General features: G+C 69.7%; 13 protein-coding genes. 11 read left to right on the top strand and 2 right to left on the bottom strand.

Annotation, left to right across the window (positions count from 1 at the left end):
* Positions 1-71: 71 nt before the first annotated feature.
* The 9 genes from steA (at position 72) to AB0F17_RS53585 (ending at position 9,151) form a co-directional block, all read left to right on the top strand.
* Positions 72-1,268: a putative cytokinetic ring protein SteA gene (steA, locus tag AB0F17_RS53625; protein WP_358040894.1), complete on the top strand. Its 1,197-nt coding sequence runs from the start codon at positions 72-74 to the stop codon at positions 1,266-1,268.
* Positions 1,265-2,239, top strand: a complete 975-nt coding sequence (locus AB0F17_RS53620; RefSeq protein ID WP_358040892.1) for a copper transporter — start codon at positions 1,265-1,267, stop codon at positions 2,237-2,239. The genes steA and AB0F17_RS53620 overlap by 4 nt, the downstream gene beginning before the upstream one ends.
* A gap of 1 nt (position 2,240) precedes the next feature.
* The gene (locus AB0F17_RS53615) at positions 2,241-3,104 is read left to right on the top strand and encodes a hypothetical protein (RefSeq protein ID WP_358040889.1); all 864 of its coding nucleotides are present in this window, start codon (positions 2,241-2,243) and stop codon (positions 3,102-3,104) included.
* 80 nt (positions 3,105-3,184) lie between these two features.
* Positions 3,185-4,903, top strand: a complete 1,719-nt coding sequence (locus AB0F17_RS53610; RefSeq protein ID WP_358040886.1) for a lipid II flippase MurJ — start codon at positions 3,185-3,187, stop codon at positions 4,901-4,903.
* Positions 4,904-4,912: 9 nt separating this feature from the next.
* Positions 4,913-6,112, top strand: a complete 1,200-nt coding sequence (locus AB0F17_RS53605; RefSeq protein WP_358040883.1) for a glycosyltransferase family 4 protein — start codon at positions 4,913-4,915, stop codon at positions 6,110-6,112.
* A gap of 194 nt (positions 6,113-6,306) precedes the next feature.
* Entirely contained in the window at positions 6,307-7,287 is a 981-nt protein-coding gene (locus AB0F17_RS53600; protein ID WP_358040881.1) for a TerC family protein, read from the top strand.
* Between the two features lie 104 nt (positions 7,288-7,391).
* Entirely contained in the window at positions 7,392-8,033 is a 642-nt protein-coding gene (locus AB0F17_RS53595) for a phosphatidylserine decarboxylase (RefSeq protein ID WP_358040878.1), read from the top strand.
* Positions 8,020-8,841, top strand: a complete 822-nt coding sequence (pssA, locus tag AB0F17_RS53590; protein WP_358040875.1) for a CDP-diacylglycerol--serine O-phosphatidyltransferase — start codon at positions 8,020-8,022, stop codon at positions 8,839-8,841. The genes AB0F17_RS53595 and pssA overlap by 14 nt, the downstream gene beginning before the upstream one ends.
* A gap of 37 nt (positions 8,842-8,878) precedes the next feature.
* Entirely contained in the window at positions 8,879-9,151 is a 273-nt protein-coding gene (locus AB0F17_RS53585) for a hypothetical protein (protein WP_358040872.1), read from the top strand.
* An 18-nt stretch (positions 9,152-9,169) separates the two neighbouring features.
* Here the strand turns inward: AB0F17_RS53585 and AB0F17_RS53580 are convergent, their stop codons facing one another.
* Entirely contained in the window at positions 9,170-9,826 is a 657-nt protein-coding gene (locus tag AB0F17_RS53580) for an MBL fold metallo-hydrolase (RefSeq protein ID WP_358040869.1), read from the bottom strand.
* Between the two features lie 97 nt (positions 9,827-9,923).
* Positions 9,924-10,388: a maleylpyruvate isomerase N-terminal domain-containing protein gene (locus AB0F17_RS53575; protein ID WP_358040866.1), complete on the bottom strand. Its 465-nt coding sequence runs from the start codon at positions 10,386-10,388 to the stop codon at positions 9,924-9,926.
* A 217-nt stretch (positions 10,389-10,605) separates the two neighbouring features.
* Here AB0F17_RS53575 and uvrA point away from each other — a divergent pair, with 217 nt between their 5' ends.
* Positions 10,606-13,446, top strand: a complete 2,841-nt coding sequence (uvrA, locus tag AB0F17_RS53570) for an excinuclease ABC subunit UvrA (protein ID WP_358040863.1) — start codon at positions 10,606-10,608, stop codon at positions 13,444-13,446.
* Between the two features lie 435 nt (positions 13,447-13,881).
* Entirely contained in the window at positions 13,882-14,283 is a 402-nt protein-coding gene (locus AB0F17_RS53565; protein ID WP_358040860.1) for a Rieske (2Fe-2S) protein, read from the top strand.
* Positions 14,284-14,321 lie beyond the last annotated feature (38 nt).

The raw sequence follows: 14,321 nt of genomic DNA, 5'->3' as shown, positions 1-14,321 counted from the left end.
CTGAGTGACATAGCGGACACGCCGCGCAGTGCGTGGCCCCTGCGCTGCTTCACTCTGGCAGGATGGTCTTGATGAAGGTTCCGGGGAGCAGGATGCCGGGCCTCCGCGCTAGGAAGGTCGCAGACCTTCCCGGTGTCACGGCAGTGGCGAGAGTCGATCGGCGGACGAAGAGGCTGACCAAGCGCCTCCAGCCCGGTGAAATAGCGATCATCGATCACGTCGACGTGGACCGGGTCAGCGGGGAGGCTCTTGTCGCGTGCGGGGTGTCGGCGGTGGTCAATGTCGCCGCCGGCATCAGTGGCCGCTACCCCAACCTCGGTCCGCAGATCATCATCGAGTCCGGGGTGCCGTTCGTCGACAACGCCACCCAGGACCTGTTCGAGCGGGTCAAGGACGGTGACGTCGTACGGCTCCACGAAGGGGTCGTCTACCTCGACGGCGATGTGGTCGGCAAGGGTGAGGAGCAGACCACCGAGGCGGTCGACGCCGCCATGGCCGAGGCCCGTGCCGGACTCGCGGTGCAGATCGAGGCTTTCGCCGTCAACACGATGGAGTACGTCCGGGGCGAGGGCAAGCTGCTCATCGACGGAGTCGGCGTGCCGGACATCCGCACCCCCATGGAGGGCAGGCATGTCCTCATCGTGGTGCGCGGCTACCACTACAAAGACGACATCGCCACCCTGCGCCCGTACATCAGGGAATACCGCCCGGTGCTCGTCGGGGTCGACGGCGGCGCCGACGCGCTGCTGGAGGCCGGCTACCTGCCCGACGTGATCGTCGGCGACTTCGACTCGGTCTCCACCAAGGCGCTGAGCTGCGGTGCCGAGCTCATCGTGCACGCCTACCGCGACGGCAGGGCGCCCGGCCTCGAACGGGTCCACCAGCTCGGCCGCGAAGCGGTGATCTTCCCGTCCACCGGCACCAGTGAGGACATCGCGATGCTGCTGGCCGACGACAAGGGCGCCGAGTTGATCGTGGCGGTCGGCACCCACGGCACGCTGGAGGAGTTCCTCGACAAGGGGCGCTCCGGAATGGCCAGCACCTTCCTCACCCGGCTGCGGGTCGGGAGCAAGCTCATCGACGCCAAGGGCGTGAGCAGGCTCTATCGCAGCCGCATCTCGACGCCGCAACTGCTGCTGCTCGTGATCACCGCGTTGATCACGATGGGCGTCGCGCTCTTCCTGTCACCGATCGGCCAGACCTGGCTGAACGGCGTGCAGGACTTCTGGAACGCCTTCATCTTCTGGCTGGTCGGACTGTTCTCGTGATCGATTTCCGCTATCACCTCGTCTCCATCGTCGCGATCTTCCTCGCGCTGGCGGTGGGCATCGTCATGGGCACCACGCTGCTCCAGTCGCCCGCCATCGAGCTGGCCAGGCGGACGAGCGACCAGATGACCAAGGACAACACCGGCCTCAGGGCCGAGATCGACGCGCTGCGCGGCAGGGAGGCGGGCAACGACTCCTTCGTCACCGCGCTCACCCCGCAACGCGTCGCGGGCGCGCTGACCGGCCAGCACGTCGTGCTGATCGAGTCGCCGGGCTCCAGCACCACCTACCGTGAGGCCGAGCAGCAGGTCCTCGCCCAGGCGGGCGCGCTGGTCACGGGGCGGGTCGTGCTGAGCGAGAAGTTCGTCGACGCCAAGCAGAGCGGCGTGGTCGACGGCCTGGCCAACAGTCTCAAACCGGACGACATGACCTTCCCCGCGGCGGCCACCGCCTACCAGAAGGCCGGCGCCGTGCTCGCCGCCACCGTCATGACCACCGACCCGGCCCAGGCCAGCACCGCGAACCCGGCCACCGGGGCCGTCCTCGGCGGCTTCGAGGAGGGCGGGTTCCTCAGCGTCGAGGGCGACCCGAGCAAGCGGGCCACGCTCGCCGTGATGTTCGCCCCGGAGAAGCCGTTCGAGGGCGAGAACGCCGACGCCCAGGCCGACGCCCTCGTCTCGCTCGTGAGCGGCCTCGACGCCGGCGGCAAGGGCTCGGTGCTGACGGGCTCGGCCGCCACCGCCACCGCCTCCGGAGGCGTGATCAACGCGCTGCGCGACGAAGGCGAGATCGCCAAGCGTGTCTCGACCGTCGACACGCCCGACATGCCCGCGGGCCGGATCGTGATCGTCGACGCGCTCCGCGAGCAGCTGAGCGGCCGCGCCGGCCACTACGGCATCGGCACGGGAGCCGCGTCCTTCCAGCCCGCGGTACCGACCGCGACCCCGTCCCCCACCCAGTCAGGGAGCTGACATGGCTCGTGGCCTCCGCTACGCCCTCGTCGGCGCCGCGATCGGCGCCATCGCCGCCCGTGCCGCCTACACCGCCTTCACCCGCCTGGCGCCGCGCGCCGGCGAGGAGAAGGAGCCGGGCCGCTGGACCCGCACCAACCACCGCGGCGAGCCGATCACACTGCTGGAGGGCCCCGCGTTCGTGGCCGGCTCCGGCGTGGCGGCCGCGCTGGCGCCGGGTCTTCCTCCCCGGGTACGACTGGCGGCGCTGCTGGCCGGGGTCGGTAGCGGAGCGCTCGGCGCCTACGACGACCTTTACGGCACGACCAAGTCCAAGGGCTTCAAGGGGCACCTGACCGCGCTCGGCCGCGGCGAGGTGACCAGCGGGGCGGTCAAGATCCTCGGCATCGGGGCCACCGGGCTGGGCGCGGCGGCGCTCGTCTCGCGAGGACCGGTCGACACGCTGGTCAACGGGGCGGCCATCGCGGGCACGGCCAACCTGGCCAACCTCTTCGACCTGCGGCCCGGCCGGGCGATCAAGGTGGGCCTGCTCACGGGCGGGCCGCTGCTGGCGGCCTCGCTCTTCCGCGACGCGCCGCTGACCGCCGCGCTGACCGCCGTGCCGCTGGGCGCGGCCGCCGCGCTGCTTCCCGACGACCTCGGAGAGCGGGCGATGCTCGGGGACGCCGGGGCCAACGCGCTGGGCGCGCTGCTCGGGCTGGCCGCGGTGACCAAGCTGGGGCGGCGGGGGCGGTTCGTGCTGCTCGGTACGGTGGCGGCGCTGACGGCCGCGTCGGAGAAGGTCAGCTTTACCAAGGTCATCGCCGGCAATCCGGTGCTCAACCGGCTGGACATGCTCGGTCGCCGTCCCGTCGACCCCGTGTGAGTTGATGGGACGCGCTGCGCGAATGTCGGTGCGGCCTGCCAGGATGTTCCCGTGATCGGGTGCGGGGCGGGGCGGGCGTGGTGAGGGAGCGGCTCGTCCGTGGCGTCGCCGGTGGAGCGCTGCTCATCGGGGCGATCACCGTGCTGGCGCGGGTCGCGGGGTTCGCCAAGCAGTACGCGTTCGCCCAGACCGTGGGCACCAACTGCCTGGCGACCGCCTACGGCACGGCCAACCAGATCCCCAACATCGTCTTCGAGGTCGTCGTCGGCGGCGCGCTCGCCGGGATGGTGGTCCCGGTGCTCGCGGGAGCCGGGCGCGAGCTGGACAGCGGGCGCAAGCCCGGCGTCGGGCGGATGCCGGGGATGGGGCCCGAGCCTGGCGTCGGAGGCGAGGGGGACGTTGGGGCGGGTCATGTTCTGGGCGGCGCGGCGGCGCGGGAGCGGGCCGGGTGGATCAGTTCGGCGTTGCTGAGCTGGGTGCTCGTGGTGCTGGTGCCGCTCGGTGTGCTGACCGCGGTGCTCGCCGGGCCGATCGTCGGGCTGTTCTTCGGCGACGACGTGCCCGGCTGCGACGTGGGCGCGATGACCGCGGTCGCCACCCGCATGCTGGTCGTCTTCGCCCCCCAGATCCCGTTGTACGGCGTCGCGGTCGTGCTGTACGGCGTGCTTCAGTCCCACCACCGCTTCGCCGGGCCCGCGGTCGCCCCGCTGGTGTCCAGCGTCGTGGTCATCGTCGGCTACCTGCTGTTCGTGCCGCTCAGCGAGGGGATCATCGATCCTGTACACGTGCGCGGTTCCGCCGAGCTCGCGCTGTCCGTGGGGACCAGCCTCGGGGTGCTGGCCCTGGTGCTGACCGTGATCGGCCCGGCCGCCGGGCTCGGGTTGCGGTGGCGGCCCACGCTGCGCTTCCCCGCCGGCGTGGCCGTACAGGTGCGCAGGCTCGCGCTGGCCGGGGTCGCCGCGCTGCTCGCCCAGCAGGCCGCCATGGTCGTGGTGATCGTGCTGTCCAACAAGCAGATCGGCAACGGGGCCATCGTCGTCTACAACTACGCCTGGGCGATCTACCTGGTGCCGTACGCGGTGCTGGCCGTACCCATTGCCACGAGCGCTTTTCCGCGGCTGTCCGCGCAGGCGGCGAACGGCGACGCGGAGGGGTTCGCGACGCTCGCGGCGCGGACCACGCGGGCGGTGGTGCTGGTGTCGGGGCTGGCCGCCGGGGTGCTCGCCGCGGTCGCCGAGCCGGGGGCGGTGGTGTTCCTCGGCTCCAAGAGCCAGGTGCCCGCGCAGGAGTTCGCGCACGCGATCGCGTTGTTCGCGCCCGGGCTGATCGGCTACGGGCTCATCGCGCATTTGAGCCGCGTCCTGTACGCGGCCGGGCGCGGGCGGGCCGCGGCGACGGGCACCGTGATCGGGTGGGGTGTCGTCATGGTGGCGCAGACCGTGTTCGTGCTGGTGCTCTCCGGTGAATGGAAGATCGGGGGGATGGCGCTCGGCATGACCGTCGGGATGACGGTGGGGGGTGCGCTGCTGCTCGCCTCGGTGGTGCGGGCGCGGGGCCGGGTCGCGGTGGCCGGGCTGGGCCGGGCCGCGCTGGCCTCGGTCACCGGGGGTGGTGCGGGTTACCTGGCCGGGGCGGCGGTCGTGGGGGTGCTGGGGGCGCGGGGCATCTGGCCCAATGTCGGGGCGACCGTGCTGGCGGCGCTCGTGGCGGTCGTCGCCGGTGGTGTGGTCGTGGCACTGGTGGATCGGCCGACGGCTCGGGCGGTGGCCGGTTCGTTCAGACGTGGATCTGGGAAGTGAGGAGCGGCGGTGCGGGTGGCTTTCGTGCTGGGCACCACGTCCGGTGGTACGGGACGGCATGTCCGGATGCTGGTCGAGGGGCTCGTGCGGCGTGGCCATCGCGTGGTGGTCCTGGGGCCGGGGAGTGTCGAGGAGCGGTTCTCCTTCGGCGGCGCCGGGGCCAGGTTCGTGGAGGTGCCGATGTCGGATCGGCCGCATCCGGTCAATGACCTACGGGCCGTGCTCGCGATCAGGCGGATGACCAAGGACGCCGACGTGGTGCACGCCCATGGGCTCCGGGCTGGGGCCCTGGCCGGGCTGGGGCTGTGGGGCCGGGTGACGGGGCGAACGCGGGTGGACGAGCGGTCCGGTGCGATGGGAGATGGGCGGTCCGGTGCGGCGGGACGGACGCCGGGGGATGAGCGGTCCCGTGAGGGGGCGCTGGTGCCGTTCGGGGTGAAGGGGCGGGTGCCGCTGGTGGTGACGCTGCACAACGCGCTCACCGCCGGAGGGTTGATCGGGGCCGTCTATGGCGGGCTCGAACGAGTCGTGGCCAGGAGGGCGGACCAGGTGCTGGTCGTCTCGCCCGACCTGGGGGAGCGGATGAGGGCGCTGGGGGCGCGGGACGTGCGACCGGCCGTGGTGCCCGCGCCCGTGCCACGGGCCGCCCGGCGGTCCCCGCAGGAGGTCAGGGCCGAGCTGGGGGCCGGAGGGCGGCCGATCGTGCTGGCCGTCGGCAGGCTGGCTCAGCAGAAGGGTTACGAGACCCTCCTGGACGCCGCTCGCGGGCCCTGGCCGGGTGAGACGCCGCTGTTCGCGGTGGCGGGGGAGGGGCCGTTGCTCGGGGAGCTGCGGCGCAGGATCGAGGCCGAGGAGCTGCCCGTGGTGCTGCTGGGCAACCGGGACGACGTGCCCGACCTGCTCGCCGCCGCGACCGTCGTGGTGTGGGCGAGCAGGTGGGAGGGCCAGCCGCTGAGCGTGAGCGAGGCGCTCATGGTCGGGCGGCCGGTCATCGCGACAGCCGTGGGCGGGATTCCCGATCTGGTCGCCGGGGCGGGGATCCTGGTGCCGTACGGGGACGCGGTGGCGTTGCGGGCCGCCGTACAGGATGTGGTCGGGGATGGTGCCGAGGCGGCGCGGCTGGCCGCGGCGGCGGCGCGGCGGGGGGCCGAGCTGCCCGATGCCGAGGACGCGGTCGAGAGTGTGCTGAATGTTTACGCACAGTCATGATCACATGAAGGATTAGGCGAGACTTACGCGTTCTCATATACTGCGTGCGTTAGGGAGGGGAGTATCCCTTCGTGGCAGCCTCGTCATCACGGTGCAGCCCCGCTCCACGGGGCCCCCGGGGCTGCCGGTCCGCGGTCTTGGCGGGCGGGAGAGACCTCCGGCAGTCGTATTTTGCATGCCGGAGGTAGTGGAACGTGATCGTACCTGTCTGGGCCTGGATCGCCGTCATCGGTGGCCTGCTGGTCGTCCTCGCCATCGACCTCTGGATCGTCGACCGGGGTGAAGCCCGCGAGTTCTCGATGCGGCAGGCCGGTTACTGGGTCACGTTCTATGTCCTGCTCGCGGTGGTGTTCGGCGGTGTGCTGTGGGCCACGATCGGCGGCGCCAAAGCGGGGGAGTTCTTCGCCGGCTACATCACCGAATACAGCTTGAGCGTTGACAACCTGTTCATCTTCTTCATCATCATGAGCAGGTTCGCGGTGCCCCGGGCGTACCAGCACAAGGTGCTGCTCGTCGGGATCCTGCTGGCGCTGGTCATGCGCGGCGTTTTCATCGCGCTCGGCGCGGCCGCGCTGGAGCGGTTCAGCTGGTTGTTCTACGTCTTCGGCGCTTTCCTCGTCTATACCGCGATCAACCTGATCCGGCAGCACCTCAAGGGCGAGGAAGAGGAGTTCAGCGAGAACATCCTGCTCAGGTGGGTGCGCAAGGCGTTCCCCACCACCGAGGGGTACGTCGGGTCGAAGGTCACCGTCAAGATCGACGGGCGGCGGATGGTCACCCCGATGCTGATCGTGATGATCGCCATCGGCAGCACCGACCTGTTGTTCGCGCTCGACTCGATTCCGGCCATCTTCGGGCTCACCAAGGACCCGTTCATCGTCTTCGCGGCCAACGCGTTCGCGCTGATGGGACTGCGTCAGCTCTACTTCCTGCTGGGTGGCCTGCTTCAGCGGCTGGTCTACATCAGCTATGGACTTGCGTTCATACTGGGCTTCATCGGGGTTAAGCTGATATTGGAGGCACTGCACGCCAGCGAGGTCTCCTGGGCGCCCGAAATCCCCATCTGGGTGTCGCTCACGGTCATCGGCGCCACCATGGTCATCACAACCGCGGCCAGCCTGATCAAGGCCCGCGTCGATGCGCGCAAGGGCGAGGAAACCAGCAGGGCTAGCTAAATGGCTTTCGAGGCGCTTTGCTTGAGAAGTTGTGCCGTGTAATAGTTGCTGACTCTGTAACATCACGGCAAAGCGCCCAGTCCAGTCACCATCGAAGGTTGTACGTGTCAGACGATTCTGCCAAGACGGGCCGCGTGCGGCTCGCGCGCGGGGTGTCCCCGTGGCTCTTCCCAACGGTGGCCGCCGCGGCCACTTCCGCGCTGCTGACGCGCCGGGATCGTCGATGGGCGTTGGCGGCCGTGCCGCTGGGCGCCCTCACCGGTGCCATGCTCTGGTTCTTCCGCGACCCCGACCGCACGCCAGGTGACGGGCGGATCCTGTCCCCGGCTGATGGCGTCGTGCAGAGCATCGACCCGCGGGCCGACGGACGCACCCGCGTCGCGATCTTCATGAACCCGCTGAACGTCCATGTCAACAGAGCCCCCCTTGCGGGAAATGTCACCTCCGTGCAGCATGTGGCGGGTGGGTTCCTGCCGGCTTTCAACAAGGACAGCGACCAGAACGAACGCGTGGTGTGGCATTTCGAGACGGCGCTCGGCGACGTCGAGATGGTGCAGATCGCGGGCGCCGTGGCGCGCCGGATCGTGCCGTACCTGAGCGCCGGGGCCAAGGTCTCGCAGACCGAGCGGATCGGGCTCATCAGGTTCGGTTCGCGGGTCGACATCTACCTTCCCGAAGGGATCTCTCCCGCGGTTTCCGTGGGCGAGAAGACGGTTGCGGGGGTGACCAGAATTGACCGCGGCTGATGCCGGCAGCTGGCAGGCGGAAGACGAAGAACCTCGAGGACCCGTAGGCAAGGCGTTCCGCCTGTCCGCGGCTGACTCGCTGTCACTGGGCAACGCCATCTGCGGGTTCCTCGCGGTGTGCGTCCTGGCCTCATCGGCCATCCAGTCGCTCAAGGCCGGCGGCGACTTCACACCCGCACCCAGCTACTTCGCGACCGCCGTGGTGCTGCTGCTCATCGGCGCCACCTGTGACCTGTTCGACGGCCTGGTCGCGCGGCGCTTCCGCGCCTCCGCCATGGGCGCCGAGCTCGACAACCTCGCCGACGTGATCAGCTTCGGGTTCGCGCCCGCGTTCATGGTCGTGATCTGGGGTGGTTTCACGGACAAGGTGCCGTTCGCCGCGGTGGTGGCCGCCGCCGCGGCGGTGCTGGTCGCCGGTGTCGTACGGCTGGCGCGGTTCGCCTGCGTCAAGACCAAGAGCGGCGACTTCATGGGCCTGCCCATCCCCATGGGCGCCATGACCGTCATCTCGATCGTCATGCTGTTCCAGCCGAGCGTCTACTCGTTGCTCGCGGTGCTCGGTGTGGCCTGGCTGATGGTCAGCCGGATCGAGTACCCCAAGCCCAAGGGGCAGCTCGCCGCGGTGGTGCTCGGGTGGATCATGATCAATGTGGCCTTCCTGACCGTCTGGGTGGCCTGGCCCGAGGGTGGCGACCTGCCCATCAAGATCGGCGCCATCATGCAGATCGCGCTCGTGGCGGCGATCCCCCTGCGGGTGCTGTTCTACAAGCGTGAGCAGCGCAAGGAAGCCGAGCGCATCGGCAGCTGAGCGGATACGTCCGCCGTCATCGGATGGTGATGGAGCCATGTCGGCCACGCCCCGCGAGCACACGCGAACGTACTTCCTCGCGAAGCTGGCCAGGGAGCTGGAGCTGCACGGGCTGACCACCACGCTGCGTGCCTACCCGCCCGCGCTGCGGGTCAGCGACCCCGACACAGCGATGCTCGCCGAGACCGTCGACTGCGTGCCGCTGCCGGAAGGGTGGTTCTACCGCTGGTCGTGGGGCGAGGTCGTGGGCTTGGCCGACGACCCCGCCCTGGCGGCCCAGCGGATCGCCAGGGTCCTGGCGAACCGCTGACCGCGGGCATTTCTGCTGTTACCAGCCTCTGGCCTGCCATACCGGGAGCGACGGGCGCTCGGCGCCGAGCGTGGTGTCCTTGCCGTGGCCCGGATACACCCACGTGTCGTCGGGCAGCCGGTTGAAGATCTGCTCGACGACGTCGCTGTAGAGCTGGGTGAAGCGCTCCGGGTCCTTCTGGGTGTTGCCCACCCCGCCGGGGAAGAGCGAGTCGCCGGTGAACAGGTGTGTCTCCCCCTCGCCGCCGTCGTACAGCAGGGCGATCGAGCCCGGCGTGTGTCCGCGCAGGTGGATCACCTCGAGGGCGACCACGCCGACCGCGATCGTGTCACCGTGCTCGACCGTGCGGTCCACCGGGACCGGCAGCGCGGGCGCGTCGAGCGGATGCGCGATCACCTGGGCGCCCGTCACCTTGACCACCTGCTCCAGCGCCTGCCAGTGGTCGCCGTGCTGGTGGGTCGTGACGATCGCGCTGATCGGCTGGTCGGAGATGAGGGCGAGCAGCCGGTCGGCCTCAGCCGCGGCGTCGATCAGCACCGCGTCGCCGGTCTCGGTGCAGCGCAGCAGGTAGGCGTTGTTGTCGAACGGCCCGACTGCCAGCTTCCAGATCGACAGCTTCGGGAGCTCGCGTACGTCGGCGGGACCGCCGACCTGGACGTCACCTGTATAGGTCATGGATAGTCCTTCGGGGGCGTCGCGGGCAGATCACTGAGGGCGGGCATCGTCAACCAAGGCGGCGCCACGGGAACCGGCATGGACAGCCGCGCCACCGTCACCACCCTAACGCCCTCGCCATCGGATCTCCCGATGAGCCATGCCAGGACCTCGGCCGCGCCGCCCTCGACCGCGGGGCCGGAGTCCAGGCCGCGCCACGTCCGCCCGCCGCGCAGGCTGACCGTGCTCTGGGTGTGCGGCCAGGAAACGCAGGCAGTCGTGGAGTTCCCGGTGGACGAACGTCTGCGGCCGGTCCGCCGGTACGGTCCGCGCCCGCCTCGATCCCCGTCGCCCTGGCCTCGGCGGTCGGGTGCCGCGGTGTCTCGATGCCGGTCCTGGCCCAGGTCAGCAGGTTGATGTGGCTGTCGGCGTGCCCCGCCATGTGGGAGAGCACGTGGCCTCTGGACCAGCCTGGAAGGCGTGAGGGCGCGGCGACGTCGTCCCCGGTAAGGGACGCCGCCGTGGCCAGGAAACGGTCGGTCGCCGCGGCCGGCTCGGCCTGGAGAGCCAGCAGAACGGTCATGCCGGATATTTCATCATTTGGGGGCTCGGGACGACCCTCAGGGCATAAAATCGCAGGTCATGCGGTTGAGCGCTAAAGGCCTCCTGCAGGGGTGGGAGTAGGCCGTAACCTGGTAGCGACGGATTTTCGGGGTTCGGACTGCGGGCCGCCGAAATTGTCGGAGCCCCCGTCTACCATCCCCCGTGGACCTATCCGCCTTTCGACATCCGGGATCGCCGTGGCAGACCGCCTGATCGTGCGTGGTGCACGAGAACACAACCTCAAAGACGTCTCGCTGGACCTGCCGAGAGACTCTCTGATCGTTTTCACCGGCCTGTCCGGCTCGGGCAAGTCGAGCCTGGCCTTCGACACGATCTTCGCTGAGGGTCAGCGGCGCTACGTCGAGTCGTTGTCGGCTTACGCCCGCCAGTTCCTCGGCCAGATGGACAAGCCCGACGTCGACTTCATCGAGGGCCTGTCTCCCGCGGTGTCGATCGACCAGAAGGCCACCAGCAAGAACCCCCGCTCGACCGTCGGCACGATCACCGAGGTCTACGACTACCTGAGGCTGCTGTGGGCGCGCATCGGCAAGCCCCACTGCCCGGTGTGCGCGCGGCCGATCGCCAGGCAGATGCCGGAGCAGATCGTCGACCGCGTCATGGACTTCGACGAGGGCACCCGCTTCCAGGTGCTGGCCCCGGTCGTCAGGGGCCGCAAGGGCGAGTACGCCGAGCTGTTCCGCGAACTGCAGACCAAGGGCTTCGCCCGCGCCCGGGTCGACGGCATCGTCGTACGGCTGGAAGAGCCGCCCACGCTGAAAAAGCAGGAGAAGCACGACATCGAGGTCATCGTCGACCGGCTGTCGGTGAAGGAGTCGTCGCGCCGGCGGCTCACCGACTCGGTCGAGACCGCGCTGCAACTGTCCGGCGGCACGATCACGCTGGAGTTCGTGGACCTGCCCGAAGACGACCCCAACCGGGAGCGTTTCTACTCCGAGCACCTCTACTGCCCCTACGACGACCTGTCGTTCGAGGAGCTGGAGCCCCGCTCGTTCTCCTTCAACTCGCCCTTCGGCGCCTGCCCCGAGTGCACGGGGCTCGGCACCAAGATGGAGGTCGACCCCGACCTGGTCGTACCCGATCCGGAGCGCACGCTCCGAGACAGCGCGCTCCACCCGTGGTCCGGCGGCCACACCAGCGAATACTTCGTCAGGCTCGTCGAGGCGCTCGGCCACACCATGGGCTTCACCCTCGACACGCCCTGGGAGAAGCTGCCCAAGGCCGCACAGAAGTCCCTGCTGTTCGGCCATGACGAGCAGGTGCACGTCCGCTACAGCAACCGCTACGGCAGGCAGCGCTCCTACTACACGACCTACGAGGGCGTCATCCCGTGGGTCCAGCGCAGGCACGTCGAAGCGGAGAGCGACGCGACCCGCGAGCGGTTCGAGGGCTACATGCGGGAGATCCCCTGCCCGGCCTGCAAGGGCGCCCGGCTCAAGCCGGTCACGCTGGCCGTCACGGTCGCGGACAGGTCGATCGCCGACGTGTCGTCCATGTCGATCGGCGAGTGCGCGGAGTTCCTCGCCGAGCTCAAGCTGTCCGACCGTGACATGGCGATCGCCGAGCGGGTCGTCAAGGAGATCAACGCCCGCATGGGCTTCCTGCTCGACGTCGGCCTCGACTACCTGACCATGGACCGCGCCGCCGCCACCCTGGCGGGCGGCGAGGCACAGCGCATCCGGCTGGCCACGCAGATCGGCTCCGGCCTGGTCGGCGTCCTGTACGTCCTGGACGAGCCGTCGATCGGCCTGCACCAGCGCGACAACATGCGGCTGCTCGACACGCTGATCAGGCTGCGCGACATGGGCAACACGCTGATCGTCGTCGAGCACGACGAGGACACGATCGCCGCCGCCGACTGGGTGGTCGACATCGGTCCGGGCGCGGGCGAGCACGGCGGTCAGGTCGTCGTGTCCGGCACCGTCCAGGAACTGCTGGCCAGCGAAGAGTCGATGACCGGCCAGTACCTGTCCGGGCGCCGGAGCATCCCGATCCCCGCCAAACGCCGCAAGCGCGACAAGAAGCGGCAGATCACCGTGAAGGGCGCGCGCGAGCACAACCTCAGGGGCGTCGACATCGAGTTCCCGCTCGGTGTGTTCACCGCGGTCACCGGCGTGTCGGGGTCCGGCAAGTCGACCCTGGTCAACGACATCCTCTACAACGCGCTGGCCAAGGAGCTCAACGGCGCCCGCACGGTGCCGGGACGCCACTCCCGGATCAACGGCATGGATCAGGTCGACAAGGTCGTCCACGTCGACCAGTCGCCGATCGGGCGCACCCCGCGCTCCAACCCGGCCACCTACACCGGCGTGTTCGACCACGTACGCAAGCTGTTCGCGGCCACCACCGAGGCGAAGGTCCGCGGCTACCAGCCGGGACGGTTCAGCTTCAACGTCAAGGGCGGTCGCTGCGAGGCGTGCGCGGGCGACGGCACCATCAAGATCGAGATGAACTTCCTGCCCGACGTGTACGTCCCGTGCGAGGTGTGCCACGGCGCCCGCTACAACCGGGAGACGCTGGAGGTGCACTACAAGGGCAAGACGATCTCCGAGGTGCTCGACATGCCGATCGAGGAGGCGCTCGGCTTCTTCGAGGCCATTCCGGCGATCAAGCGGCACCTGCAGACGCTCAACGACGTCGGCCTCGGCTACGTGCGGCTCGGCCAGCCGGCGACCACGTTGTCCGGTGGCGAGGCGCAGCGCGTCAAGCTCGCCTCAGAGCTGCAGCGGCGGCAGACGGGGCGGACGATCTACGTGCTCGACGAGCCGACCACCGGGTTGCACTTCGAGGACATCCGGCGGCTGCTCGGTGTGCTCGGGCGGTTGGTCGATGGCGGTAACACGGTGATCGTCATCGAGCACAACCTGGACGTCATCAAGACGGCCGACTGGGTGATCGACATGGGGCCTGAGGGTGGGTCGCGGGGCGGCATGCTGGTTGCCACGGGTACACCGGAGGAGGTGGCGCTGGTGGATGAGAGCCATACGGGGCGCTTCCTTCGTAAGATCCTTTCGCTCTGAGGGGTGGGGTCCTGTGCGGCGGGTGTCCGCCGTACAGGACTGCGCGCTTTCCGGATCCCGGACCCCTGGTTTCGCACGCTATGACCCCATCCTCGGACCTGCCCGCGTCCAGGGTGGGGTCGAGGGCTGTGGCGTTGAACAGCCAGGCGGGTGTAGCTGGGCACCGGGCGTCCGGGAGTGCGGCCGTTCGGTGCTGCGGGATGGTCCGGGGAGACGCGGGACGGACGGGTTCACGTCGGGTGGCGTGGGCTCCTGAGGGGACGTTGTGTGGCGCGGGCGAAGCGCGTGACCGCTTGGGCCTGCGGGGATGACCCGGGCGGGGGACCGAGGGGGGTCGGCAATAAAGTTGACCCGACGATAGCGGCCTGGCCTGCAGGGGGTCAGTGGCCACGGGGAAGGGTCGGCACCATGGGGATTACGGAGCCGGGCAGCGCCATGCCTGAAATCGGGCGTCGCGAGGCGCTGGGAGCGGCCGGATTGGCGGCGTGCGGGCTGGCGGTCGCGGGATGCGGTGGCGGTGCCAAGGCGGAGCCGGTGGCCGGGATCAAGGGGCAGGTGCTCGCCAAGACCGCGGACGTGCCCGTCGGCGGCGGCGTCGTCGTACAGGAGTACAAGATCGTGGTCACCCAGTCGGCGAAGGGCGTCTTCAAGGCGTTCAGCGCGGTCTGCCCGCACAAAGGGTGCGTCGTCGCCGCGCCCGAAAAGAACGTTATGACGTGCGGGTGTCATGGCAGCGAGTTCGCCGCCGACAGCGGCAAGGCGCTCCAGGGGCCCGCGACCGCGCCGCTGGCGGTCTATCGGGTCAAGGTCGAGGGTGACGGCGTCGTGGTCGTCTGAACAGGTAATTCTGCGTGGTTTCCGGGATTCGCGTACGG

It is taken from the genome of Nonomuraea sp. NPDC026600 (genome assembly GCF_040638335.1).
Lineage (GTDB): Bacteria > Actinomycetota > Actinomycetes > Streptosporangiales > Streptosporangiaceae > Nonomuraea.
This window is presented reverse-complemented; position numbering and strand designations above follow the sequence as displayed.

What these genes read in the sequence shown, in the direction of transcription:
- steA (WP_358040894.1), top strand. Translation starts at nt 72, where the DNA reads ATGAAGGTTCCGGGGAGCAGGATGCCGGGCCTCCGCGCTAGGAAGGTC.
- AB0F17_RS53615 (WP_358040889.1), top strand. Translation starts at nt 2,241, where the DNA reads ATGGCTCGTGGCCTCCGCTACGCCCTCGTCGGCGCCGCGATCGGCGCC.
- AB0F17_RS53585 (WP_358040872.1), top strand. Translation starts at nt 8,879, where the DNA reads ATGTCGGCCACGCCCCGCGAGCACACGCGAACGTACTTCCTCGCGAAG.
- AB0F17_RS53580 (WP_358040869.1), bottom strand. Translation starts at nt 9,826, where the DNA reads ATGACCTATACAGGTGACGTCCAGGTCGGCGGTCCCGCCGACGTACGC.
- AB0F17_RS53575 (WP_358040866.1), bottom strand. Translation starts at nt 10,388, where the DNA reads ATGACCGTTCTGCTGGCTCTCCAGGCCGAGCCGGCCGCGGCGACCGAC.
- AB0F17_RS53565 (WP_358040860.1), top strand. Translation starts at nt 13,882, where the DNA reads ATGCCTGAAATCGGGCGTCGCGAGGCGCTGGGAGCGGCCGGATTGGCG.